The 23,505-nt window shown below is 72.9% G+C and carries 14 protein-coding genes and 1 tRNA gene; 9 read left to right on the top strand and 6 right to left on the bottom strand.

From position 1 onward, the window contains the following. The first annotated feature begins 67 nt into the window (after positions 1-67). The 4 genes from gltB (at position 68) to ACFC2L_RS08235 (ending at position 8,683) form a co-directional block, all read left to right on the top strand. Complete coding sequence (gene gltB / locus ACFC2L_RS08250) at positions 68-4,651, top strand: glutamate synthase large subunit (protein ID WP_375823777.1); 4,584 nt, start codon at positions 68-70, stop codon at positions 4,649-4,651. Continuing rightward, on the top strand, positions 4,644-6,110 hold the full coding sequence (locus ACFC2L_RS08245) for a glutamate synthase subunit beta (protein WP_375823776.1): 1,467 nt from the start codon (positions 4,644-4,646) through the stop codon (positions 6,108-6,110). Before gltB ends, ACFC2L_RS08245 begins: the two co-directional genes overlap by 8 nt. 112 nt (positions 6,111-6,222) lie before the next feature. After that, positions 6,223-7,653, top strand: coding sequence for a pyruvate kinase (gene pyk / locus ACFC2L_RS08240; protein WP_375823775.1), 1,431 nt, complete (start codon positions 6,223-6,225; stop codon positions 7,651-7,653). A gap of 175 nt (positions 7,654-7,828) precedes the next feature. Then, positions 7,829-8,683: a DNA polymerase beta superfamily protein gene (locus ACFC2L_RS08235; protein ID WP_375823774.1), complete on the top strand. Its 855-nt coding sequence runs from the start codon at positions 7,829-7,831 to the stop codon at positions 8,681-8,683. Here the strand turns inward: ACFC2L_RS08235 and ACFC2L_RS08230 are convergent. The 3 genes from ACFC2L_RS08230 to ACFC2L_RS08220 form a co-directional block, all read right to left on the bottom strand. Next, complete coding sequence (locus tag ACFC2L_RS08230; RefSeq protein WP_375823773.1) at positions 8,655-9,983, bottom strand: glycosyltransferase; 1,329 nt, start codon at positions 9,981-9,983, stop codon at positions 8,655-8,657. The genes ACFC2L_RS08235 and ACFC2L_RS08230 overlap by 29 nt on opposite strands. Beyond that, entirely contained in the window at positions 9,980-12,223 is a 2,244-nt protein-coding gene (locus ACFC2L_RS08225; protein WP_375823772.1) for a glycoside hydrolase domain-containing protein, read from the bottom strand. Before ACFC2L_RS08225 ends, ACFC2L_RS08230 begins: the two co-directional genes overlap by 4 nt. A gap of 126 nt (positions 12,224-12,349) precedes the next feature. After that, positions 12,350-12,423 (bottom strand) — tRNA-Leu (locus tag ACFC2L_RS08220). Between the two features lie 191 nt (positions 12,424-12,614). Here ACFC2L_RS08220 and ACFC2L_RS08215 point away from each other — a divergent pair. Continuing rightward, positions 12,615-13,235 carry an ANTAR domain-containing response regulator gene (locus ACFC2L_RS08215; RefSeq protein ID WP_053370758.1) on the top strand — a complete coding sequence of 207 codons (621 nt, stop codon included), beginning with the start codon at positions 12,615-12,617 and terminating at the stop codon, positions 13,233-13,235. Positions 13,236-13,472: 237 nt separating this feature from the next. Further along, complete coding sequence (locus ACFC2L_RS08210; RefSeq protein ID WP_375823770.1) at positions 13,473-14,138, top strand: GNAT family N-acetyltransferase; 666 nt, start codon at positions 13,473-13,475, stop codon at positions 14,136-14,138. Between the two features lie 58 nt (positions 14,139-14,196). On the opposite strand, the gene ACFC2L_RS08205 is transcribed toward ACFC2L_RS08210, so the two are convergent. Next, positions 14,197-14,580 carry a hotdog fold thioesterase gene (locus ACFC2L_RS08205; protein ID WP_375823817.1) on the bottom strand — a complete coding sequence of 128 codons (384 nt, stop codon included), beginning with the start codon at positions 14,578-14,580 and terminating at the stop codon, positions 14,197-14,199. Between the two features lie 97 nt (positions 14,581-14,677). Between ACFC2L_RS08205 and polA the strand changes: the two genes are divergently transcribed. After that, positions 14,678-17,383, top strand: coding sequence for a DNA polymerase I (polA, locus tag ACFC2L_RS08200; RefSeq protein WP_375823769.1), 2,706 nt, complete (start codon positions 14,678-14,680; stop codon positions 17,381-17,383). Between the two features lie 10 nt (positions 17,384-17,393). Here polA and ACFC2L_RS08195 read toward each other — a convergent pair whose 3' ends face one another. Next, positions 17,394-18,254, bottom strand: coding sequence for a class I SAM-dependent methyltransferase (locus ACFC2L_RS08195; protein WP_375823767.1), 861 nt, complete (start codon positions 18,252-18,254; stop codon positions 17,394-17,396). 229 nt (positions 18,255-18,483) lie between these two features. Between ACFC2L_RS08195 and ACFC2L_RS08190 the strand changes: the two genes are divergently transcribed. After that, complete coding sequence (locus ACFC2L_RS08190) at positions 18,484-19,509, top strand: 6-phosphofructokinase (RefSeq protein WP_204541848.1); 1,026 nt, start codon at positions 18,484-18,486, stop codon at positions 19,507-19,509. A 211-nt stretch (positions 19,510-19,720) separates the two neighbouring features. Continuing rightward, the gene (rpsA, locus tag ACFC2L_RS08185) at positions 19,721-21,202 is read left to right on the top strand and encodes a 30S ribosomal protein S1 (RefSeq protein ID WP_375823766.1); all 1,482 of its coding nucleotides are present in this window, start codon (positions 19,721-19,723) and stop codon (positions 21,200-21,202) included. Positions 21,203-21,401: 199 nt separating this feature from the next. Here the strand turns inward: rpsA and ACFC2L_RS08180 are convergent, their stop codons facing one another. Then, complete coding sequence (locus ACFC2L_RS08180; protein ID WP_375823764.1) at positions 21,402-23,354, bottom strand: ABC transporter ATP-binding protein; 1,953 nt, start codon at positions 23,352-23,354, stop codon at positions 21,402-21,404. Positions 23,355-23,505: the final 151 nt, after the last annotated feature.

The following is a 23,505-nucleotide window of genomic DNA, read 5'->3' as shown; positions in this document are numbered from 1 at the left end:
ACGTCCCGAATCCCCCAGCTGGAACCAGCCCGGCCGTCTCGGTCGGGCGCCTGTGAGGACGGTGTTGATGACCACGCCGCAGTATCGGGACGCGCACCGGGCACCTGCCCTGTCCGCCCCTCCCACGGCATCCGGTCTGTACGACCCCGCCGCCGAGCACGACGCGTGCGGCGTCGCCTTCGTGGCGACGCTCCGCGGCACGCCCGGACGCGACATCGTTGACGCGGGCCTGACGGCCCTGCTCAACCTCGACCACCGCGGCGCCGTCGGCGCCGAGGAGAACAGCGGCGACGGCGCCGGGATCCTCACGCAGATCCCCGACGCGTTCGTGCGCGACGTGGTCGACGCGGAGCTCCCGCCCGCCGGGCACTACGCCATCGGCATGGCCTTCCTCCCGCAGGACGCCGGCGCGGCCGCGGAGGCGGCCCGCGGTGTCGAGGCGATCGCGGCCGAGGAGAAGCTCGAGGTCCTCGCGTGGCGCGACGTGCCCGTGACCGCCGACCTCGTCGGACCGAGCGCCCGCGCGTCCATGCCGCTGTTCCGCCAGGTCGTCGTCGCGGACCCCGCGCGCGAGCTGTCCGGCGTCGAGCTCGACCGCCGCACCTACCGCCTGCGCAAGCGCGCGGAGAACGAGCTCGGCCTGTTCTTCGCCTCGCTCTCGGCGCGCACCCTCACGTACAAGGGCATGCTCACGACGGCGCAGCTCGAGCCGTTCTTCCCGGACCTGTCCGACCCGCGGTACGCGAGCGAGATCGCGCTCGTGCACTCGCGGTTCTCGACGAACACGTTCCCGTCGTGGCCGCTCGCGCAGCCGTTCCGGATGATCGCGCACAACGGCGAGATCAACACGGTGCGCGGCAACCGCAACTGGATGGCGGCGCGCGAGGGCACCCTCGCGAGCGACGCCGTCGGCGACCTCGCGCCGCTCCTGCCGGTGTGCTCGGAGGGGTCGAGCGACTCGGCGAGCTTCGACGAGGTGCTCGAGCTCCTGCACCTGTCGGGCCGCTCGCTGCCGCACGCCGTGCTCATGATGATCCCGGAGGCGTGGGAGAACCACGCCGACATGGACCCGGACCTGCGCGCGTTCTACGAGTACCACTCGACGCTCATGGAGCCGTGGGACGGGCCGGCGTGCCTGAACTTCACCGACGGGACGCTGATCGGCGCGGTCCTGGACCGCAACGGCCTGCGCCCGGGACGCTACTGGGTGACCGAGGACGGCCTCGTGGTGCTCGCGAGCGAGGCGGGCGTGCTCGACCTCGACCCCGCGACGATCGTCCGCAAGGGCCGCCTCGAGCCGGGGCGCATGTTCCTCGTCGACACCGGCCAGGGCCGGATCATCGAGGACGAGGAGATCAAGTCCCAGCTCGCCGCGCAGCGCCCGTACGCGCAGTGGGTCGCGGAGAACGCGGTCTACCTCGACCAGCTCCCCGAGCGCGAGCACGTCGCGCACAGCCCGGCGTCGGTCGAGCGCCGCCAGCGCGCCTTCGGGTACACGCAGGAGGAGCTCAAGGTCATCCTCACCCCGATGGCCAACACGGGGGCGGAGCCGCTGGGCGCCATGGGCACGGACACGCCCATCGCCGTCCTCGCGAAGCGACCGCGCCTGCTCTTCGACTACTTCACGCAGATGTTCGCGCAGGTGACGAACCCGCCGCTCGACGCGATCCGCGAGGAGCTCGTCACGTCCATCGGCGGCGCGATCGGCCCGGAGCCGAACCTCCTCGTCGACACGCCCGAGCACGCGCGCAAGCTCATGCTGCCGTTCCCCGTGCTCGACAACGACCAGCTCGCCAAGATCATCCGCGTCGACAAGGACCCGAAGCTCGCCGGCATCTTCCGCGCGGTGACGATCAAGGGCCTGTACCGCGTCGCGGGCGGTGGCGAGTCCCTGCTCGCCCGCCTCGAGGAGATCTTCGCCGAGGTCGACGAGCACGTCGCCGCGGGCGCGAGCTTCATCGTGCTGTCGGACCGCGACTCGGACGCCGAGCACGCCCCGATCCCCTCGCTGCTCCTGTCGAGCGCGGTGCACCACCACCTGCTGCGCCGGCACACGCGCACCCAGGTGTCGCTCGTCGTCGAGGCCGGCGACGTGCGCGAGGTGCACCACGTCGCGCTGCTCATCGGCTACGGCGCCGCCGCGGTCAACCCGTACCTCGCCATGGAGACGGTCGAGGACCTCGCGCGCCGCGGCTACCTCACGGTCGACCCGGCGAAGGCCGTCGCGAACCTCATCAAGGGGCTCGGCAAGGGCGTCCTCAAGGTCATGAGCAAGATGGGCATCTCGACCATCTCCTCCTACCGCGGCGCCCAGGTCTTCGAGGCGGTGGGCCTGTCCCACGACCTCGTGCAGGCGTTCTTCACGGGCACGACGTCGCGCCTCAGCGGCATCGGGCTCGACGTCGTCGCGGCCGAGGTCGCGGCGCGGCACGTCGACGCGTACCCCAAGTCCGGCAACCACCGCCCGCACGTCCGTCTCACGACGGGCGGCGAGTACCAGTGGCGCCGCGACAGCGAGGAGCACCTGTTCGACCCGGAGACGGTCTTCCGCCTCCAGCACGCCACGCGCGAGCGACGGTTCGACATCTTCCGCCAGTACACGCACCGCGTGGACGAGCAGTCCTCGCGCCTCATGACGCTGCGCGGTCTCCTCGCGCTGCGCGAGGGCGAGCGCCCCGCGGTCCCGCTCGACGAGGTCGAGCCCGTGAGCGAGATCGTCAAGCGCTTCAACACGGGCGCCATGTCCTACGGGTCGATCTCCGCGGAGGCGCACGAGACCCTCGCGATCGCGATGAACCGCCTGGGCGGCCGGTCGAACACCGGCGAGGGCGGCGAGGACCCGGAGCGCCTGTACGACCCGGAGCGCCGCTCCAAGGTCAAGCAGATCGCGTCGGGGCGCTTCGGCGTCACGAGCGAGTACCTGACGAACGCGGACGACATCCAGATCAAGCTCGCCCAGGGCGCCAAGCCCGGCGAGGGCGGTCAGCTCCCGGGGCACAAGGTGTACCCGTGGGTCGCGAAGACCCGGCACTCGACGCCGGGCGTCGGGCTCATCTCGCCGCCGCCGCACCACGACATCTACTCGATCGAGGACCTCGCGCAGCTCATCCACGACGCCAAGAACGCGAACCCGGCGGCGCGCATCCACGTCAAGCTCGTGTCCGAGTTCGGCGTCGGGACGGTCGCGACGGGCGTGTCCAAGGCGCACGCGGACGTCGTCCTCATCTCGGGCCACGACGGCGGCACGGGCGCGAGCCCGCTCACGTCGCTCAAGCACGCGGGCACGCCGTGGGAGATCGGCCTCGCCGAGACGCAGCAGACCCTCGTGCTCAACAACCTGCGCGACCGCATCGTCGTGCAGGTCGACGGGCAGATGAAGACCGGGCGCGACGTCGTCGTGGCCGCGCTGCTCGGCGCCGAGGAGTTCGGCTTCGCGACCGCGCCGATGGTGGTCTCGGGCTGCGTCATGATGCGCGTGTGCCACCTGGACACGTGCCCGGTGGGCGTCGCGACGCAGAACCCGGAGCTGCGGGCCCGCTTCACGGGCAAGCCGGAGTTCGTCGTGAACTTCTTCGAGTTCATCGCGGAGGAGGTGCGCGAGTACCTGGCGCGCCTCGGGTTCCGGAGCATCGAGGAGGCCGTCGGCCGCGTCGAGCTCCTCGACACGCGCCAGGCGATCGACCACTGGAAGGCGCAGGGTCTCGACCTCGCGCCCATCCTCGAGAAGCCCGTCCCCGTCGAGGGCGCGTCGCTGCGGAACACGACGACGCAGGACCACGGCCTGGAGAAGGCGCTCGACAACCAGCTTGTCGCCCTCGCCGAGGACGCGCTCGAGCGGCGCGAGCCGGTCCGCATCTCCCTGCCGGTGCGCAACGTCAACCGCACCGTCGGCACGATGCTCGGCCACGAGGTGACCAAGCGGTTCCGCGGCGACGGCCTGCCCGACGACACGATCGACGTGACCCTCACGGGGTCCGCCGGCCAGTCGCTCGGCGCCTTCCTCCCGCGCGGCGTCACGCTGCGCCTGTTCGGGGACGCGAACGACTACGTCGGCAAGGGCCTGTCGGGCGGGCGGATCGTCGTGCGGCCCGACCGCAACGCGGTCCTCACCGGGTCGAGCAACGTCGTCGCCGGGAACGTCATCGGCTACGGCGCGACGTCGGGCGAGATCTTCCTGCGCGGTCGCGTCGGGGAGCGCTTCGGCGTCCGCAACTCGGGCGCGACGCTCGTCGTCGAGGGCGTGGGCGACCACGGGTGCGAGTACATGACGGGCGGCACGGTCGTCGTGCTGGGCCCGACCGGGCGCAACTTCGGTGCCGGCATGTCCGGCGGCACCGCGTACGTGCTCGACCTGCGCGAGAGCGCCGTGAACACGAGCGCGCTCGCGACCGGCGAGCTCGGGCTGAGCCCGCTCGAGGACGCCGAGGTCGCGCTCGTCGAGCGGCTCGTCCGCCGTCACCACGAGGAGACCGGCTCGCCGCTCGCGGCCGAGCTGCTCGAGGACTTCGCCACGGCGGTGCAGCGCTTCACGCGCGTCCTGCCGACCGACTTCGCCCGCATGCGCTCGGCGCTCGAGAAGGCCGAGTCGGCCGGTCTCGACCCGGCCGCGCCCGGCGTGTGGGACCAGATCTTGGAGGTGGCCCGTGGCTGACCCCCGCGGATTCCTGAAGGTGCGGGAGCGCGAGCTCCCGCCGAACCGCCCGGTGGCCGTGCGCCTGCGGGACTGGAAGGACGTGCACGCGCACCTCGAGGAGGGCCAGCCGTTCCTCAAGGAGCAGGCGGGCCGCTGCATGGACTGCGGCATCCCGTTCTGCCACCAGGGCTGCCCGCTCGGGAACCTCATCCCCGAGTGGAACGACCTCGTCTACCGCGAGCAGTGGGCCGACGCGATCGACCGCCTCCACGAGACGAACAACTTCCCGGAGTTCACCGGGCGCGTGTGCCCGGCGCCGTGCGAGTCGAGCTGCGTGCTCGGCATCAACCAGCCGCCCGTGACGATCAAGAACGTCGAGGTCTCGATCATCGACGAGGCGTTCGACCGCGGGTACGTCACGCCCCAGGTGCCGCAGCGGCTCACGGGCTTCACGGTCGCGGTCGTCGGGTCCGGCCCCGCCGGGCTCGCCGCCGCGCAGCAGCTCACGCGCGCCGGGCACACCGTCGCGGTGTACGAGCGAGACGACGCCGTCGGGGGCCTGCTGCGCTACGGCATCCCCGACTTCAAGCTCGAGAAGCACCACATCGACCGCCGCGTCGCACAGATGGAGGCCGAGGGCACGCGGTTCCGCCCCGGCGTCGAGATCGGCGTCGACATCACGTGGGACGACCTGCGGGCGCGGTACGACGCCGTCGTGGTCGCGACCGGTGCGACGGTGCCGCGCGACCTGTCGGTGCCGGGGCGCGAGCTCGGCGGCATCCACTTCGCGATGGACTTCCTGCACCAGGCGAACGCGGTCGTGGCGGGGCACGAGGTGCCCGACCAGATCACGGCCACGGGCAAGCACGTCATCGTCATCGGTGGCGGCGACACGGGCTCGGACTGCCTCGGCACCTCGCTGCGCCAGGGCGCCGCGAGCGTCACGACCCTCGCGATCGGCAAGCAGCCGCCGCTCGAGCGGTCCGCGACCCAGCCGTGGCCGACGGACCCGATCGTGTTCGAGGTGTCCTCGTCGCACGAGGAGGGCGGTGAGCGCGCGTTCCTCGCGTCCACCGTCGAGTTCCTGGGCGACGAGAACGGGGCCGTGCGCGCGCTGCGCGTCGCGGAGACCGAGTACCTGCCCGACGGCCGTCGCGTGCCCAAGGCGGGCACCGAGCGCGAGATCCCCGCGGACCTCGTGCTCGTCGCGATGGGCTTCACCGGGCCGGAGACGGCGACCATCACGACCCAGGCGGGCGCGGACCTCACGGGCCGCGGCCTCGTGGCGCGCGGCGACGACTTCGCGTCGTCGCTGCCCGGGGTCTTCGTGGCCGGCGACGCGGGTCGTGGGCAGTCGCTGATCGTGTGGGCGATCGCCGAAGGTCGGGCGGCGGCGGCGTCCGTCGACGCCTACCTTCAGGGAGGGACCGAGCTGCCCGCGCCTGTGCGCGCGAACACCGTGTCCTTGCGCGCTTGACGTGCACCCCGGCGCCGGGTGTCCGGCGCCGGGACGATGAGCGGGGCATCCTAGGGAGGGGCACCCCGCGACGACCGGCTCCCGGCCGGTCGGAAGACTAGAGGCTGGAGATATGCGCAGAGCAAAGATCGTCTGCACCATCGGACCCGCGACCGAGTCGAAGGAGCAGCTCCGCGCGCTCGTCGACGCCGGGATGGACGTGGCGCGGATCAACCGCAGCCACGGCAGCGCCGAGGAGCACGCGGCCGTCTACCACGGCGTGCGCGAGGCCGCCGCCGAGTCGGGCCGCTCCGTCGCGGTGCTCGTCGACCTCCAGGGGCCGAAGATCCGCCTGGGCCGCTTCGGCGGCGACGAGAAGCACTGGCTCGAGGAGGGTGACACCTTCACGATCACGACCGAGGACGTCGTCGGCACCAAGGAGCTCGTCTCCACGACGCACAAGGGTCTGCCGGGCGACGCGCGCGTCGGCGACCCGATCCTCATCGACGACGGCAAGGTGCTCGTCCGCGTCACTGCCGTCGAGGGCCCGCGCGTCGTCACGCGGGTCGAGGTCGCCGGCCCGGTGTCGAACAACAAGGGCCTGAACCTCCCGGGCGTCGCGGTCTCCGTGCCGGCGCTGTCCGAGAAGGACCAGGACGACCTGCGCTGGGCCCTCAAGCTCGGCGCGGACATCATCGCGCTGTCGTTCGTGCGGTCCGCGAAGGACTTCGAGGACGTCAAGCGGATCATGGACGAGGAGGGCCGCACGGTCCCCGTCGTCGCGAAGATCGAGAAGCCGCAGGCCGTGGAGAACCTCGCCGAGATCGTCGACGCGTTCGACGGCGTCATGGTCGCCCGCGGCGACCTCGCGGTCGAGCTCCCGCTGGAGCAGGTGCCGCTCGTCCAGAAGCGCATCGTCGAGCTCGCGCGTCGCAACGCGAAGCCCGTCATCGTCGCGACGCAGGTGCTCGAGTCCATGACGAACTCGCCGCGCCCGACGCGCGCCGAGGCGTCCGACTGCGCCAACGCCGTCCTCGACGGCGCCGACGCGGTCATGCTCTCGGGCGAGACCAGCGTGGGCGAGTACCCGATCCTGACGGTCGAGACCATGGCCCGCATCATCGAGGCGACGGAGGAGGCCGGCCGCGAGCGCATCGCGCCGCTCGGCTCGACCCCGCACACGCGCGGTGGCGCCATCACGCGTGCCGCCGCCGAGATCGGTGAGATCCTCGGCGCGAAGTACCTCGCGACGTTCACCCAGTCGGGCGACTCGGCGCGTCGCATGTCGCGCCTGCGCTCGTCGATCCCGCTGCTCGCCTTCACGCCGCGCGAGCACGTGCGCAACGTCCTGTCGCTCACGTGGGGCACCCAGACGTACCAGGTGCCCGAGGTGGAGAACACCGACGCGATGGTCGGCCAGGTCGACACGACCCTGCAGGCCAACGGCCTCGCCGAGGTCGGCGACCTCGTGGTCGTCGTCTCCGGCGCCCCCGTGGGCCAGCCGGGCACGACGAACTCGATCCTCGTGCACAAGATCGGCGACCACTCCGACACGCGCGCCTGACACCGTCGCGCCCGTGAGGGCGTAGACCGCGCACGACGCCGGACGGCGGCGCCCCTCTCGCAGGGGCGCCGCCGTCCGGCGTCTCGCCGTCGAGCACCGCGGCCACCGCGCGCGCGAGCGACCCGTCGGTGGAAAGACCACGACACGGACGCTCCGGTGCTCCTACCCTCGCGGGATGCGTGCCGTGCCGGACTCCCTGGACCCTGCGGTCGTGCGTCGGGTCGACGCGCGGCTGGACGCCGTCGTGCGCGACGAGCAGGTCGCCATACCGCTCGCGGTGGAGAGCGGGAGCCGTGCGTGGGGGTTCCCGTCGCCGGACTCGGACTACGACTGCCGGTTCGTCTACGTGCGGCCGGTGGCGGACTACCTGGACCCGTGGCCGCGGCGCGACGTCGTCGAGACGCCGCTCGACGCCGTGCTCGACGTGAACGGCTGGGACCTGCTCAAGGCGGTGCGGCTCCTTGTGCGGGGCAACGCGACGCTGCTGGAGTGGGTGCGCTCGCCGATCGTGTACCGCGCCGACGACGCGTTCCGGGCGGAGCTGCTCGCGCTCGCGGAGCACGTCGTCGACCGTTCCGCGCTGCGGCGCCACTACCTGCACGTCGCACGGGGGCAGCGGGAGCGCTGGTGGTCGGACCCCGAGGTGCCGCTCAAGGAGGTGTTCTACGCCGTGCGCCCGGCGGCGACGCTGCGCTGGCTCCGGGTTCGCCCCGAGGCGGTCCCCCCGATGGACCTGGCGACCCTGCTCGCCGAGGGCGAGGCCTCGGCGAGCGTGGTGCGTGCCGCGTCGGACCTCGTCGCGCTCAAGGCCGTGTCGCGCGAGATGGGTGCGGGCGCCGTTCCGGGACCGCTCGCTCGGCTCGTGGCCGACGAGCTGGCCCTCGCGTCCGACGCCGTGCTGCACGACGGCGACCGCGCCGGTGCGCGCACGGTCGCCGCGGAGGCGTTCCGGACGTTGGTCGCGCGGTACGGTCCGGCGCCGTCCCGCCCGACGCCGGACCTCACGCGCGCACCGGCCGCTGGTCCGTGACCCACCGGGGCGCGGTGGGCGACGCCACGAGTCGGGCGAGCATCGCGTCGAGGACGGCGGCCCGGTCGAACTGCGACGCGTACGTCCGGGCCGCGCCGGCGCGCGCCTGTCGCGCCGGGGCGTCGAGGGAGAGCGCCTCGTCGAGGGCGTGCGCGACGGCGGCAGGGGAGTGCGTCGGGACGATCGTCGCGTGCGGACCGACGGCCTCGCCGATGCCACCGGTGTCCGTGGTGATCACCGGCCCCCCGCCGGAGAGCATCGCCTCGGCGAGGGCGATGCCGAACGTCTCGACGAACTCCGGGCGTGGCTTGCTCGGGAGGACGAACGCGGCGCTGCCGGCCATGAGGTGCGGCTTGGTGGCGTCGTCGGCGTCGTCGAGGAACACGATCCGGTCGGCCGCGCCGCTCGCGGCGGCGCGCGCACGCAGGTCGGCCTCGGCCGGACCGCGGCCCGCGACGACGAGGCGGGCGCCCGCGGCGCGGGCGGACAGCGTGAACCCGTCGATCAGGTCGTCGACGCCCTTCGCGGCGGCGAGACGGGACAGGAAGAGCACGTACGGGCGGTCGTCCAGACCGCGTCCGGCGAGCACGTCGCGCGTGACCGCCGGATCGAGACCGGTGTACGCGCTGGTGTCGATCGCCGGGTACGAGACCTGCACGCGCTCGGCGCACTGCTCCGCGAAGAAGGTCCCGTGCCGGTCGTCGATCTCCTGGGCGCACGCCACCACGAGGTCGCGCGTGTACCGGGAGACGGTGACGCACAGGTCGCTGGCCAGGTACCCGGACAGGACGTGCGCGGCGGCTCCGAAGCGGCCGTCCTCGACGCACGAGCGGACGACGTTCGTCACGTCGGAGCCGACCGCCTCGGCGATCGTGGCGACCTCGACGGGCAGGCCCGTGCTGCGTGCCACGCGCACGGCGTCGGTCACCGCGGTCGTGTGCGGGCTGAGGTACAACGAGAGGCAGACCGTGGGCACGCCGTCGGTGAAGAGCTCGACGAGGCGGCCGGTGAGCCCGGCGAGGTATCGGCCGTCGGGCACCTTGTAGTCGCCGACGGGACCCGGCCGCTCGACCGTGATGCCCGCGCTGTAGGGCAGGACGGAGTCGAGCGGCTTGAGCGGGAGCCCGGCGGCCTCGAGGCGCTCGACCGGCCAGGTCACGATCCGCACGTCCGTGAACCCACGGTGCAGCGCGGCCTCGGCGAGGTTGCGGGCCTCGCCCGAGTGGCCGCAGATCACGGGGTCGGCGCGGACGACGACGACGAGGCGGCGGGTGGGCGTCTGGCGCGGCGTGATGGTCATGACGTCTCCGAGGTCTGGTCGGTCGGGTGGCGTGCGGGGCTCCCGTCGGGGTACGACGGAGGCCGGTGCTCGGGTGCGGTGCCCCAGTCCGTGGGGTGCTTCCCGAGCTCGAGGACGAGGCGCCCGCCGCGGCGCACGCGCGTCGCGGGGAGCCAGGTCCGGTCGAGCGGACGGCCGTCGAGCCACGCGGCGCGCACGTGCTGCGGCGGCGTGCGCGGGCCGGGCTCGACGAAGCCGGTGGTCTCGATCGTGAGCGTCCCACCGGGGACGCGGAGGCGGGACTCGACGAACGACGGCACGCTGACGAGGAAGATCCCTTGCCCGGCGACCGGGAACAGGCCGAGCGACGCCCAGACGTACCACGAGCTCAGCGCGCCCGAGTCGTCGTTGCCGGGCAGGCCGCCCGGCCCGGTGCCGAAGCGCTGGTGGACCGCCGCGTGCACGACCTCGGCGGTCCGGTCGGGACGCCCGGCGTAGTGGTAGGCCCACGGCGCCTCCATGTCGGGCTCGTTGTTCAGCCCTTCGAAGCGGTTCAGCGCGTACCCGGCGGTCATCTCGGCCACGGACGGCCGCTCGCCCGGCTGCGTCACGGCCGGTGCGCCGACGCCGAAGAACCGGTCGAGGAGCGCGACGAACGCGTCGTCGCCGCCCGCGAGCGCGATCCGCGCCGCCATGTCGTGCACGAGGCGGAAGGAGTAGTTCCACCGGCCGCCCTCGTAGAAGGTCGAGTCGTGCAGCAGCCCGGTGGCGGGATCGAAGGCGTTCACCCACCCGCGGGCGTGCCGCGTGAGCTCGTCGGCGAGCGTGTGGTCGCCGACGCGGCGCGCGACGAGCGCGGTGCACCAGTAGCCGAACGCGAGGTCGAGCGTGTGGCTGATCGGGTGCGCGACACCGTGCAGGAGGTAGTCCTCGCCGTAGGTCCGGCGCAGGTCGGCGTGCAGGTGCACGAGCGCCCAGTCCCAGTCGATGCCCGGCTCGTCGATGGCGCACAGGTCGGCGAGGAACGTGTGCGCGAGCGCGCTCGCCTGGCGCGAGAAGCGGTCGGCCCCGCGCGCCATCCGGTACCCGATCGGGAAGTTCCCCTCCACCTCGCAGACGTGCAGGAGCGCGGTCGCGAGCTCGACGGCGCGCTCCGGCCAGAAGGTCGTGAGGAGCGGGAGCTGGGTCCGGTAGATGTCCCACATCGTCGACACGTCGAAGGCGAACGGCGTGTCGCCGGGCCAGAAGGGGCTCTCGTCCGGGGCGAGGCAGGGCTTGAGCAGCGCGTGGTACAGGGCCGTCGCGAAGACCGTGCGGCGTGCCGGGTCCGGGCACTCGACCTCGATCCGGTCGAGGTGCTGCGCCCACGTTGTCGTGGTGCTCTCGTGCCGGGCGGCGAAGGCCGCGGGGCCGGGGCCGCAGTCCGCGCGGAGGTTAGCGTGCGCCTGCTCGGGCCCGCGCAGCGAGAAGCCGAGCCGGACCTCGACGACCTGACCGGCCGTCGTCGGGCCCGCCCAGAGGAGGCCGAAGGGGCGCAGCGTCGTCGGCCGGATGTCCGCGAAGTCCAGGCGGGTGCTGCCCGGCATGAGGCGGCGGTCGTACCAGAGCATCTGCCGCCACGGGTGCGCGTCGCACTCGAGGTGGACGGCGAGCGGCGCGCCCTCGACGACGATCTCCCCGGCCGCCGTCCCGGGGCCCAGCGTCGCGAGGTGGGCGCGGAGCGGGACGGTCGTGCCGTACGGGATCGCCAGGCCGCCGAGCGAGAGGTCGACGACGAGGCGCGCGTCCGGGTGCGCGGGGAAGGTGTAGCGGTGGACCGCGCTCTTGGGGCCGACCGTGACCTCGCACCGGACCCCGTTGCCGAGCGTGGCGGCGTAGTAGCCGGGGGAGGCCTCCTCGTCGAGCAGGTCCCAGTGCCGGCCGAGCGCGTCGAGCGGCTCGAGCATGGGCGTCACCCGCACGTAGTTGTAGTACTTGCGGATCGCGCCCGTGCCGGACTGCTGGAAGTGCGTGAGGCCCGACGCGACCGGGTGGTCGAACAGCGTGGGAGGTACGCCCTCGGTGCCGAGGTCGTACCGGCCGTACCCCGTGGGGTAGGCGCCCGAGTAGGCGCACGCCGAGACCATCCCGAGCGGATGGGTGGCTCCGGGGTGGGTGTTGCCCACGAGCGGCTTGGGGGACCACCACGTCGCGGCGAGGCCGGTCGGCGCCGGGAGATCGGTCACACCCGTGCCCACGAACGGGTCCACGTGCTCGAGCACGCCCACCTCCCACCCGGACGCACGGCCACGCGCCCTGCTCCGGACGGTACGAGCGGGGTGTGTCGCGAGTGTTTCCTGCGGTTTCCTGCGCGTCACGACGCCGGGACGAGGTCAGGAGGTAGAGGGTGCCCCGGGTGGGATTCGAACCCACACTGGATCGGGTTTGAGCCGAACGCCTCTGCCGGTTGGGCTACCGGGGCGGTGCGCGGCGGGGCCGGTCACCGGGTCCGCAGCGCGTGCACCATCGAACCACACGTGCCCGCCTTCACGAGAATCACACTCCTCCGAGGGCGAAACGCGGGGGCGGCAGGGGGTACGGCGCACTACAGTGAACCCCGTGAGTGACCAGACAGCGCAGCCCGAGGACAAGCAGCCGCTCGACCTGCCCCCGATGATCGAGCCCGAGCCCGCCGCGACCCCCGCCCCGTCGGGCCGTCCCGCGCGCCGCGCGGTCGTCGCCGAGGACGAGGCCCTGATCCGTCTCGACGTGGTCGAGACGCTGCGCGACGCCGGGTTCGATGTCGTCGGCGAGGCCGGTGACGGCGCGACGGCGGTGAAGCTGGCGCTCGAGCTCAAGCCCGACGTCGTCGTCATGGACGTGAAGATGCCCGAGCTCGACGGCATCTCCGCCGCGGAGCAGATCGGCAAGGCGCACGCCGCGCCGGTCGTCCTGCTGACGGCGTTCTCGCAGGCGGAGCTCGTCGAGCGGGCGCGCGACGCCGGGGCCATGGCCTACGTCGTCAAGCCGTTCACGCCGGCGGACCTGCTGCCCGCGGTCGAGATCGCGATCTCGCGCTACTCGCAGATCACGGCGCTCGAGTCCGAGGTCGCGGACCTGGCGGAGCGGTTCGAGACGCGCAAGCGCGTGGACCGTGCCAAGGGCCTGCTCATGACCAAGATGGGCCTGTCGGAGCCGGAGTCGTTCCGCTGGATCCAGAAGACGTCCATGGACCGCCGCCTCACCATGCGCGAGGTCGCGGACGCCGTCATCGAGCAGGTCGGCGGCGCCTGAGCCCGCATCGGCGACCGATCGGCCGTGGCCGGGTGTCCTGAGCAGGACCTTTGTCACGGCGCCCCGGGCGGGCTATCGTCTTGGACTGGCGTCCAGTAGTTCCCGGGGCGGTGGACACGCGGTCGCCACGTAGTGCTCAGTCGACGGCCGACGGCGCCGTCCGAGCGACGTGGAACCATCTCACCCCCCACGTCCCTCGGTGCCGTCGGTCCCACGGTGCGAACGAGGAGGAGCGCGGTGCGCCCAGCAGTGGAGGTCAGGCCCGCGGTCGGTGACGACCTGCCGGGGATCGCTGTGCTGTGCTCGGAGGCTCGACGCGAGTCGGCGTCCGGGGCCCAGATCTGCGCGCCCGACGAGGACCGTCTGGTCCGGCACCTGTCGGTGCTGCTGACGCTGCCGGGCGGCAACGTCCTCGTCGCCCTGCACGACGGCCGCCCCGTCGGGTTCGTGCTGGCGCGCGTGCTCGACCCGCACTTGTTCGCCGACGAGCCGAGCCTGTACGTCGAGGCCGTCTACGTCGGCGAGGACGCCCGCCGACGCGGCGTGGGTCACGCGCTGCTCAGCGCCACGGCCGACCTCGCCGCCGGCGCCGGCGCGACGCACGTCTACTCGGTCCCGATCCCCGGCTCGCGCGGCGTCCAGCGCTTCCTCGCGCGCCTCGGCTTCGGCCCCGTCGCGGGCCACCGCGTCGTGTCGACCGCGGTGCTGCAGCGCCGCCTCGCGGCCGACCTCACGCCCACCCGCCGGGGCGCCCGGTCCCTGGAGGACCTCATCGCGCGCCGTCGTCGCGCCCGGACCGAGACGATGTCCGGACCGGTCGACCTGCGCGAGTTCCAGGCGGAGTACCGCAGCCGCAGCGGCGTCGTGACCCCGGTCGAGGCCCGCGAGACCCTGCCCGGCTGAGCCGGCGGCCGCCCGCCTGCCGGGCGCACCCGGCGGGCGGACGCCCGCGACGTCGTGGTCAGTCCAGGCTGAGGATCATGCACGTGAGGCGCGCCGTGCACACGCGACGACCCTCGTCGTCGGACACCACGATCTCGTAGCTCGCCGTCGTGCGGCCCCGGTGGACCGCGACGGCCTCCCCGTGGACCCAGCCGTCGCGCACCCCGCGGTGGTGCGTCGCGTTGACCTCGATCCCCACCGCGGCACGCCCCTGTCCGCCGTGGAGCTGGGCGGCGATCGAGCCGAGCGTCTCGGCGAGCACGACCGACGCACCCCCGTGCAGGAGACCGGCGGGCTGGGTGTTGCCCGCGACGGGCATGCGGGCGGTGACCCGGTCGGCGCTCACGTCCTCCAGCTCGATGCCCATGCGCTCGATGAGCGTGCCCGCGGTGCGCAGGCCCATGGCCTCGTAGGCGTGGCGCGGGGCCTCGGGCGCGCCTGTGGCGGCGGGCGCGGGCGCGGTGGGGTCGGTGGTCCGGTCGGGGCCGTGCGTGTCGGTCATGGACTGTAGGTTGGCACCCGTGACGACCTCCGCGCGACCTCGCCTCCTGCTCATCGACGGACACTCCATGGCCTACCGGGCGTTCTTCGCGCTCCCGGCGGAGAACTTCTCGACGACCACGGGGCAGCACACGAACGCGGTGTACGGCTTCACGTCGATGCTCATCAACCTCCTGCGGGACGAGGAGCCGACGCACGTCGCGGTCGCGTTCGACGCGGGGCGCCAGTCGTTCCGCACCGAGATCCTCCCGAGCTACAAGGGGACGCGCGAGTCCTCGCCCGAGCCGTTCCGCGGCCAGGTCCCGCTCATCAAGGAGATCCTCGAGACGCTGCACATCCCGACGCTCGAGCGCGAGGGCTACGAGGCGGACGACATCTTCGCGACGCTCGCCACCCAGGGCGCGGACGCCGGGATGGAGGTCCTCGTCTGCTCGGGCGACCGCGACTCGTTCCAGCTCGTCGGCCCCGACGTCACGGTGCTCTACCCGAAGAAGGGCGTCTCGGAGCTCGCGCGCATGGACAGCGCCGCCGTCGTCGAGAAGTACGGCGTGCCGCCCGAGCGATACCCGGACCTCGCCGCCCTCGTCGGGGAGACGTCGGACAACCTGCCGGGAATCCCGGGCGTCGGTCCCAAGACGGCCGCCAAGTGGATCACCGCGTACGGCGACCTCGACGGCCTGCTGGACCACGCCGACGAGATCAAGGGCAAGGCGGGGGAGAACCTGCGCGCGCACCTCGACCAGGTCCGCCTCAACCGGCAGCTCAACGCGCTCCTGCGCGACCTCGAGCTGCCCGTCGGCCCCGACGACCTCGCGACGCGCCCGTGGGACCGCGAGGCGGCCCACCGCGTGCTCGACGCCCTGGAGTTCCGCGCCCTGCGCGACCGGCTCTTCGCGATCGCCCCCGAGGGCGAGGTCGAGACGGAGGCCGGGTTCGACGTCGAGCTCGCCGACGTGCTGCCCGGCGGGCTCGGTGCGTGGCTCGCCGAGCACGGCGCCCGGCGCCTCGGGATCGAGGTGGCCGGCAAGGCGGTGCCCGGCGGCGGGGACGCCTGGGCGCTCGCGGTGTCCGACGACGCCGGGGCGGCCGTCGCGCTCGAGCTCGCCGACGTGGCGGGCGCCGACGACGAGGCGCTCGCCGCCTGGCTCGCCGACCCGGAGCGGCCCAAGGTCGTGCACGGCGCCAAGTCCGCGTGGCACGAGCTCGCGGCGCGCGGCTACGACCTCGCGGGCGTCACGTTCGACACCGAGCTCGCCGCCTACCTGTGCCACCCGGACCAGCGCGGCTACGACCTGGGCGACCTCGTGGTGCGCCACCTGCACCGCGAGCTGCGCCCCGACACGGAGGCCGGCAACGACGTCCAGGGCGCGCTCGACCTCTCGCTCGACGGGAACGGTGAGCAGGAGCGCGACGCCGTGCGCGCGCTCGCCGTCGCCCAGCTCGGCGACGTCCTCGCGGGCGAGCTCGAGGACCGCGACGCCACCACGCTCCTGGCCGACCTGGAGCTCCCGCTCTCCCAGGTGCTCGCGCGCATGGAGCAGCGCGGCATCGCGGCCGACGTCGAGTACCTGCGCGAGCTCGAGCAGCACTTCGGCGACCTCGTCGCGACCGCCGCCTCGGAGGCGTACGCGGTCATCGGGCGCGAGGTGAACCTGGGCTCGCCCAAGCAGCTCCAGGAGGTGCTGTTCGACCAGCTCGGGATGCCCAAGACGAAGAAGATCAAGACGGGCTACACGACCGACGCGTCGGCGCTCGCGGACCTCTTCGTCAAGACGCAGCACCCGTTCCTCGAGCACCTGCTCGCGCACCGCGACGCCTCGCGCTTGCGCCAGACGGTGGAGGGGCTGCTCAAGTCCGTCGCGGACGACGGGCGCATCCACACGACGTTCCAGCAGACCATCGCGGCGACGGGACGCCTCAGCTCGACCGACCCGAACCTGCAGAACATCCCGATCCGCACGGAGGCGGGCCGGCGCATCCGGCGCGCGTTCGTGGTCGGCGAGGGCTACGAGACGCTCGTGACCGCCGACTACAGCCAGATCGAGATGCGCATCATGGCGCACCTCTCGGGCGACGAGGGGCTCATCGAGGCGTTCCGGTCCGGCGAGGACCTGCACTCCTACGTCGGCTCACGGGTGTTCGAGGTGCCGGCCGCCGAGGTCACGCCCGCGATGCGCGCGAAGATCAAGGCGATGTCCTACGGGCTGGCGTACGGTCTCTCGGCGTTCGGGCTCTCCCAGCAGCTCACCATCGAGGTGGGCGAGGCGCAGAAGCTCATGGACGACTACTTCGAGCGCTTCGGCGGCGTGCGCGACTACCTCACGGGCGTCGTCGACGAGGCGCGCGCCACGGGATACACGGCGACCATCCTCGGGCGCCGCCGGTACCTGCCCGACCTCACGAGCGACAACCGGCAGCGTCGCCAGATGGCGGAGCGCATGGCCCTCAACGCACCCATCCAGGGCAGCGCGGCCGACATCATCAAGGTCGCGATGCTGGGCGTCCAGCGGGCGATCGACGAGCGCGGGCTGCGCTCGCGGCTGCTCCTGCAGGTGCACGACGAGCTCGTGGTCGAGGTCGCCCCGGGCGAGCGCGACGCCGTCGAGGACGTGCTGCGCACGCAGATGGGCGCGGCGGCGGACCTCGACGTGCCGCTGGACGTGTCGGTCGGCGTGGGCGCGACGTGGCACGACGCGGGGCACTGACCCGGGCTCGTCAGCCCGGGAGGCGCGTGCGGAAGATCGCCGTCCCGGGCAGGTAGGCGCCGCGGACTGGCCCCCAGCCGCCCCACACCTCGGTGTTGGCGGCCGGCCACTCGGGCTCGACGACGTCGCGCAGCTCCAGCCCTGCGGCGACCACCTCGCGTACGTGGTCGCCCAGCGTGCGGTGGTACTCCGCGTAGACGACGCGGCCGGCGTCGTCCGTCTCGACGTACGGCCGCCGGTCGAAGTAGGAGCGGTTCGCGGTGAGCCCGTGCGCGCTCGGGTCGTCGGGGAAGGCCCACCGCGTGGGGTGCGTGACGGAGAACGTCCACGTGCCGCCCGGCCGGAGCACCCGGGCGACCTCGCGGTGGACGGCCTCCGCGTCGGGGACGAACGGGATCGCGCCGAACGACGTGAACGCGACGTCGAACGTGTCGTCCGCGAACGGCAGGCGGCGCGCGTCGGCCTGGACGGCCGGCACCCGGACGCCCGTCGCCCGGTCGAGCGCCTTCCCCGCGGCGAGCATGCCCCGCGAGACGTCCGTCGCGACCGCGCGGGCACCCTGCGCGACGAGCCAGCGCGAGCACTGGGCAGCCCCCGCCCCGACCTCGAGGACGCGGAGACCGGCCACGTCGCCGAGCAGGTGCGCGTCCCGCTCGCGCAGCCCCTCCGGGCACCAGCAGAAGTCCGCCGCGCCGAGGAACGCGCCGTGCTCGTCGAGGTACTCGGCGGCGTTCGCGTCCCACCACCCGCGCCCGGCGCGGCCGCCCTCGGCGGCGGGCACGTCCCGGTAGCCGGCGTCGGCCGTCGGGCCGGGCGGGGTGACGTCCGGGACCGGGACCTGCGGCGGCACGGGGGCGGGGGTCGCGCTCATGCCGGCCATTCTCCCGGGCGTCGCCGCTTCCGGGCACCGTGGGGCGCCGCACGGCCCGGACGGGCGGGACCTTGGTCGCCGGCGTGCCCGAGGACCGGGACGGGCCGTGACCCACGCCGCGGGGTTGACTAGGGTTGAGGGCGACGCGGTGCCGCGGAGGTCGGCACCTCCGTCGACGCCGGGCACGCGCGCGAGGACGCGCGACGCGACGACGAGACGGAGGAAACAGGTGCGCATCGGACTTCTCACCGGCGGAGGCGACTGCCCCGGCCTGAACGCGGCGATCCGGGCCGTGGTCAAGCAGGGGACGGGGGAGTACGGGCACACCATCATCGGCTTCCGCAACGGGTGGCGCGGCGTGGTCGACGGCGACGTGCACCCGCTCGGGCGCCAGGACATCCGCAACGTGCTGCCGGTCGGCGGGACGCTGCTGGGCACCGCGCGGTTCCACCCGCGCGAGGAGGACGGCAGCATGGACGCCGTCCTCGCGACGGTCGAGGCCGAGCACCTCGACGCCCTCATCTGCATCGGCGGCGACGGCACGCTGCACGCCGCGAGCCGCGTCGCCGAGGCGGGCGTCAAGATCGTCGCGATCCCCAAGACGATCGACAACGACGTCGAGGGGACGGACCTGTCGATCGGGTTCCACACCGCGGTGAACATCGCGACCGAGGCCCTCGACCGTGTGCACACGACGGCGGAGAGCCACAACCGCGTCATGGTGGTCGAGGTCATGGGCCGCCACGCCGGGTGGATCGCGGTCAACGCGGGCATCGCGGGCGGCGCCGAGGTCGTCCTCGCTCCCGAGGAGCCCTTCGACATCGACCAGCTCGTGAAGTTCCTGCGGCACCGGCACCGGGCGCACGCGAACTTCTCGATCGTCGTCGTCGCGGAGGGCGCGGTCCCGCGCGAGGGGTCGTCGATGGAGTTCACGCAGCAGCTCGGCCGCTTCGGCGAGATCGTCGCGGGGTCGATCGGCGAGCGGGTGAGCGCGGAGATCGCGGAGCGCACGGGGTTCGACACGCGGCTCACGGTCCTCGGGCACGTGCAGCGCGGCGGGGAGCCGACGCCGACCGACCGGATCCTCGGGAGCCGGTTCGGGGTCGCGGCCGTCGACGCGGTGAGCGCGGGGACGTCGGGCGTGATGACGGCGCTGCGGGGCGAGCGCGTCGAGCTCGTGCCGCTCGCGGAGGTCGCCGGCCGGCCCAAGCGCGTGCCCGAGGAGCTGCTGCGCGTCGCGCGCGTGCTCGCCTGACGCGACCCGGGCGGACGGCGGGGGGGTCTCGGTCGTCGCGTTGACCACCGGGGTGACACCCGGATAAGGTGGACGGCGGTGCGTTGCGCCTGCCTTCGTCCCGGACCACGACGCCGACCATGGCGTCACCCGGTCCACGGACCAGCGGCAGCGGCGCGCCGAGAACCCTACCCGCTCGACTACACCTGTCCGCATCGGAGCATCGAACTCAATGACCATCTCTACCCCCGCGAAGTCCGCACCCCAGGTTGCCGTCAACGACATCGGCACCGAGGAGGACTTCCTCGCCGCCGTTGACGCGACCATCAAGTACTTCAACGACGGCGACATCGTCGAAGGCACGATCGTCAAGGTGGACCGCGACGAGGTCCTCCTCGACATCGGCTACAAGACCGAGGGCGTCATCCCCTCCCGCGAGCTGTCCATCAAGCACGACGTGGACCCCGGTGAGGTCGTCAACGTCGGCGACGCGGTCGAGGCCCTCGTCCTCCAGAAGGAGGACAAGGAAGGCCGTCTGATCCTGTCCAAGAAGCGCGCCCAGTACGAGCGCGCCTGGGGCACGATCGAGAAGATCAAGGAGGAGGACGGCGTCGTCACCGGCACCGTCATCGAGGTCGTCAAGGGTGGTCTCATCCTCGACATCGGCCTCCGCGGCTTCCTCCCGGCCTCCCTCGTGGAGATGCGTCGCGTCCGCGACCTCCAGCCGTACGTCGGCAAGGAGATCGAGGCGAAGATCATCGAGCTCGACAAGAACCGCAACAACGTCGTCCTCTCGCGCCGTGCCTGGCTCGAGCAGACGCAGTCCGAGGTCCGCTCCACCTTCCTGCAGACCCTGCAGAAGGGCCAGGTGCGCCCCGGTGTCGTCTCCTCGATCGTCAACTTCGGTGCGTTCGTGGACCTCGGCGGCGTCGACGGCCTCGTGCACGTCTCCGAGCTGTCCTGGAAGCACATCGACCACCCCTCCGAGGTCGTCGAGGTCGGCCAGGAGGTCACGGTCGAGGTCCTGGACGTCGACTTCGACCGCGAGCGCGTCTCGCTGTCGCTGAAGGCGACGCAGGAGGACCCGTGGCAGACGTTCGCCCGGACCCACGCGATCGGTCAGGTCGTCCCGGGCAAGGTCACCAAGCTCGTCCCGTTCGGTGCGTTCGTGCGCGTCGAGGACGGCATCGAGGGCCTCGTGCACATCTCGGAGCTGGCCGTGCGCCACGTCGAGCTGCCGGAGCAGGTCGTCAACGTCGGTGACGAGGTCTTCGTCAAGGTCATCGACATCGACCTCGAGCGTCGTCGCATCTCGCTCTCGCTCAAGCAGGCCAACGAGGGCGTGGACCCGGAGTCGGACGACTTCGACCCCGCGCTCTACGGCATGGCGGCCGAGTACGATGAGCAGGGGAACTACAAGTACCCCGAGGGCTTCGACCCGGAGACCAACGAGTGGCTCGAGGGCTTCGAGACGCAGCGCGAGGCCTGGGAGGCGGAGTACGCCAAGGCCCACGAGCGCTGGGAGGCGCACCGCAAGCAGGTCGCCGAGGCCGTCAAGGCCGACTTCGACGCCGCGTCGGGCGACTCGGGCTCCTCGAGCTCGTCGTCCTCGAGCAGCACGTCCTACTCGTCGGCCCCGGCCGCCGAGGCCACGGGCACGCTCGCGTCGGACGAGGCGCTCGCCGCGCTCCGCGAGAAGCTCACCGGCAACTGATCTCCTGACGCCCTCCGCCGCTCCGGCGGAGACGTCGCAGGTCGCAGAATGGCCCGCCACCCCCAGGGTGGCGGGCCATTCGCCGTTCCCGACGTACAGGGACCGTGCCGAACAGGTGGTCCTGGTCCGTCAGCGGCCGTGGACGAGCCGGGAACACCTGTTCGGCGGTCCGGGATCGCCTGGTGGGCGATCCGGGCCGTCAGGCCGTGGCGGTCACCGGCTCGGCCGGCGCGGTGGTCGGGTCGAGGTCCGACGGCGTGGGCCTGTCCGCGAACTGCGTCCGGTAGAGCTCGGCGTAGCGCCCGTCGCGGGCGAGCAGCTCGGTGTGCGTGCCCGTCTCGACCACGTGCCCCGCGTCGAGGACGACGATGAGGTCCGCCTCGCGCACCGTGGAGAGCCGGTGCGCGATGACGAGCGACGTGCGCCCGCGCAGCGCCTCGGCGAGAGCGGCCTGGACGGCGGCCTCGGAACCGGAGTCGAGGTGGGCCGTCGCCTCGTCGAGGACGACGAGCTGCGGCGCCTTGAGGAAGACGCGCGCGATGGCGAGGCGCTGGCGCTCTCCGCCGGACATGCGGTATCCCCGGTCGCCGACGACGGTGTCGAGCCCCGACGGCAGCGCGGCAACGACGTCCCACACGTGCGCGCGCCGCAGCGCGGCCTCGAGCTCGGCGTCGGTCGCGTCGGGCTTGGCGTACCGGAGGTTCTCGGCGATCGAGTCGTGGAAGAGGTGCGCCTCCTGCGTGACCACGCCGACGGCGTCGTGGAGGCTCTCCTGCGTGACGTCCCGCAGGTCGCGCCCGGCGATCCGCACGTGCCCGGAGGTCGGGTCGTACATGCGGGTGACGAGCTGTGACACGGTCGTCTTGCCCGCGCCGGACGAGCCCACGAGCGCGACCATCGCCCCCGCGGGGACCGCGAAGGTGACGTCGCGCAGGGTGTCGGTCGTGGGGTCGGTCCCCTCGACGGCGACGGACTCGAGCGAGGCGAGGGAGACCTCCGAGGCGCTGGGGTAGCGGAACGTCACCCCGTCGAGCTCGAGGCTCGCGCCGTGCCGCTCGATGTCGTCGGCGAGGTCGTCGGCGTCGGGCGCGTCGGTGACGGTGGGCTCGAGGTCGAGCACCTCGAGCACGCGCTCGAAGCTGACGAGCGCGGTCATGACGTCCACCTGGACGTTGGACATGGCCGTCAGGGGGCCGTAGAGGCGCCCGAGGTAGGCGGTGAGCGCGACGACGGTGCCGACCGTCAGCGAGCCCGAGATCGCCATGACGCCGCCGAGCCCGTAGACGATCGCGACGGCGACGGAGGCGACGACGGTGAGGCCGACGCGGAAGACCGTGCCGTACATGGCCTGCTTCACGCCGATGTCGCGCACGCGGCTCGCCTGGTCGGCGAACCGGGACGACTCGCGGGCGGGGTCGCCGAAGACCTTGACGAGGTGGGCGCCCGCGACGTTGAACCGTTCGTTCATGGTCTGCGCAGCCTCCGCGTTGAGCTCGTAGCTCTCGCGCGTGATCGCGGCGAGGCGCTTGCCGACCCAGCGGGCCGGCAGCACGAACGCGGGCAGCAGGGTCAGGGCGAGGAGCGTGAGCTGCCAGGACATGGAGAGCATGGCGGCGAGGACGAACACGACGGTGAGGAGGTTCGAGAAGACGTTCGAGAGCGTCGACGTGAACGCCTGCTGGGCGCCGAGGACGTCGCCGTTGAGCCGCTGGACGAGCGCCCCGGTCCGGGTGCGGCTGAAGAAGGCGAGCGGCATGCGCTGCACGTGGTCGAAGACGGCGGTGCGCAGGTCGACGATGAGGCCCTCGCCGATGCGCGAGGAGAACCACCGCTGGGCGACGCCGAGCGCGCCCGAGAGCACCGCCAGCCCGGCGGCGACGGCGGAGAGCGCGACGACGACGCCGACGTCGCCCGCCGTGATGCCGTCGTCGATGATGCGCTGGAACAGCAGCGGCGTGGCCGCGCCCGCGGCGGCGTCGACCGAGATGAGCACGAGGAACGCCGCGAGCTGGCGCCGGTAGGGCCGGGCGAACGTGAGGACGCGTCGGATCGTGCCGCGGTGCAGCCGACGGGACGCGACGGAGGAGTCCTGGCGGAACGAGCGCATGCCGCGCCCGCCGCCGGAGCCGGGAAGGGGTGAGGTGAAAGACATGGGGCCTCCTGGGTGGGGGAGGGGCGCGGTCGTCTGCGGCGGTGTGGCGGCCGGCGAGCGCGGCCGGCTGGGGGCGGACGCGAGGACCGCTCGCGCGAGAGCGATAGTGAGTCTAACTCACAATGAGCAAACTCCACAAGACCTCGCGCGC

It is taken from the genome of Cellulosimicrobium sp. NPDC055967, assembly GCF_042269845.1.
In the GTDB taxonomy this organism is placed as follows: Bacteria; Actinomycetota; Actinomycetes; order Actinomycetales; family Cellulomonadaceae; genus Cellulosimicrobium.
The sequence above is the reverse complement of the archived record's forward strand: the minus strand, read 5'-3'. Positions and strand labels throughout refer to the sequence as shown.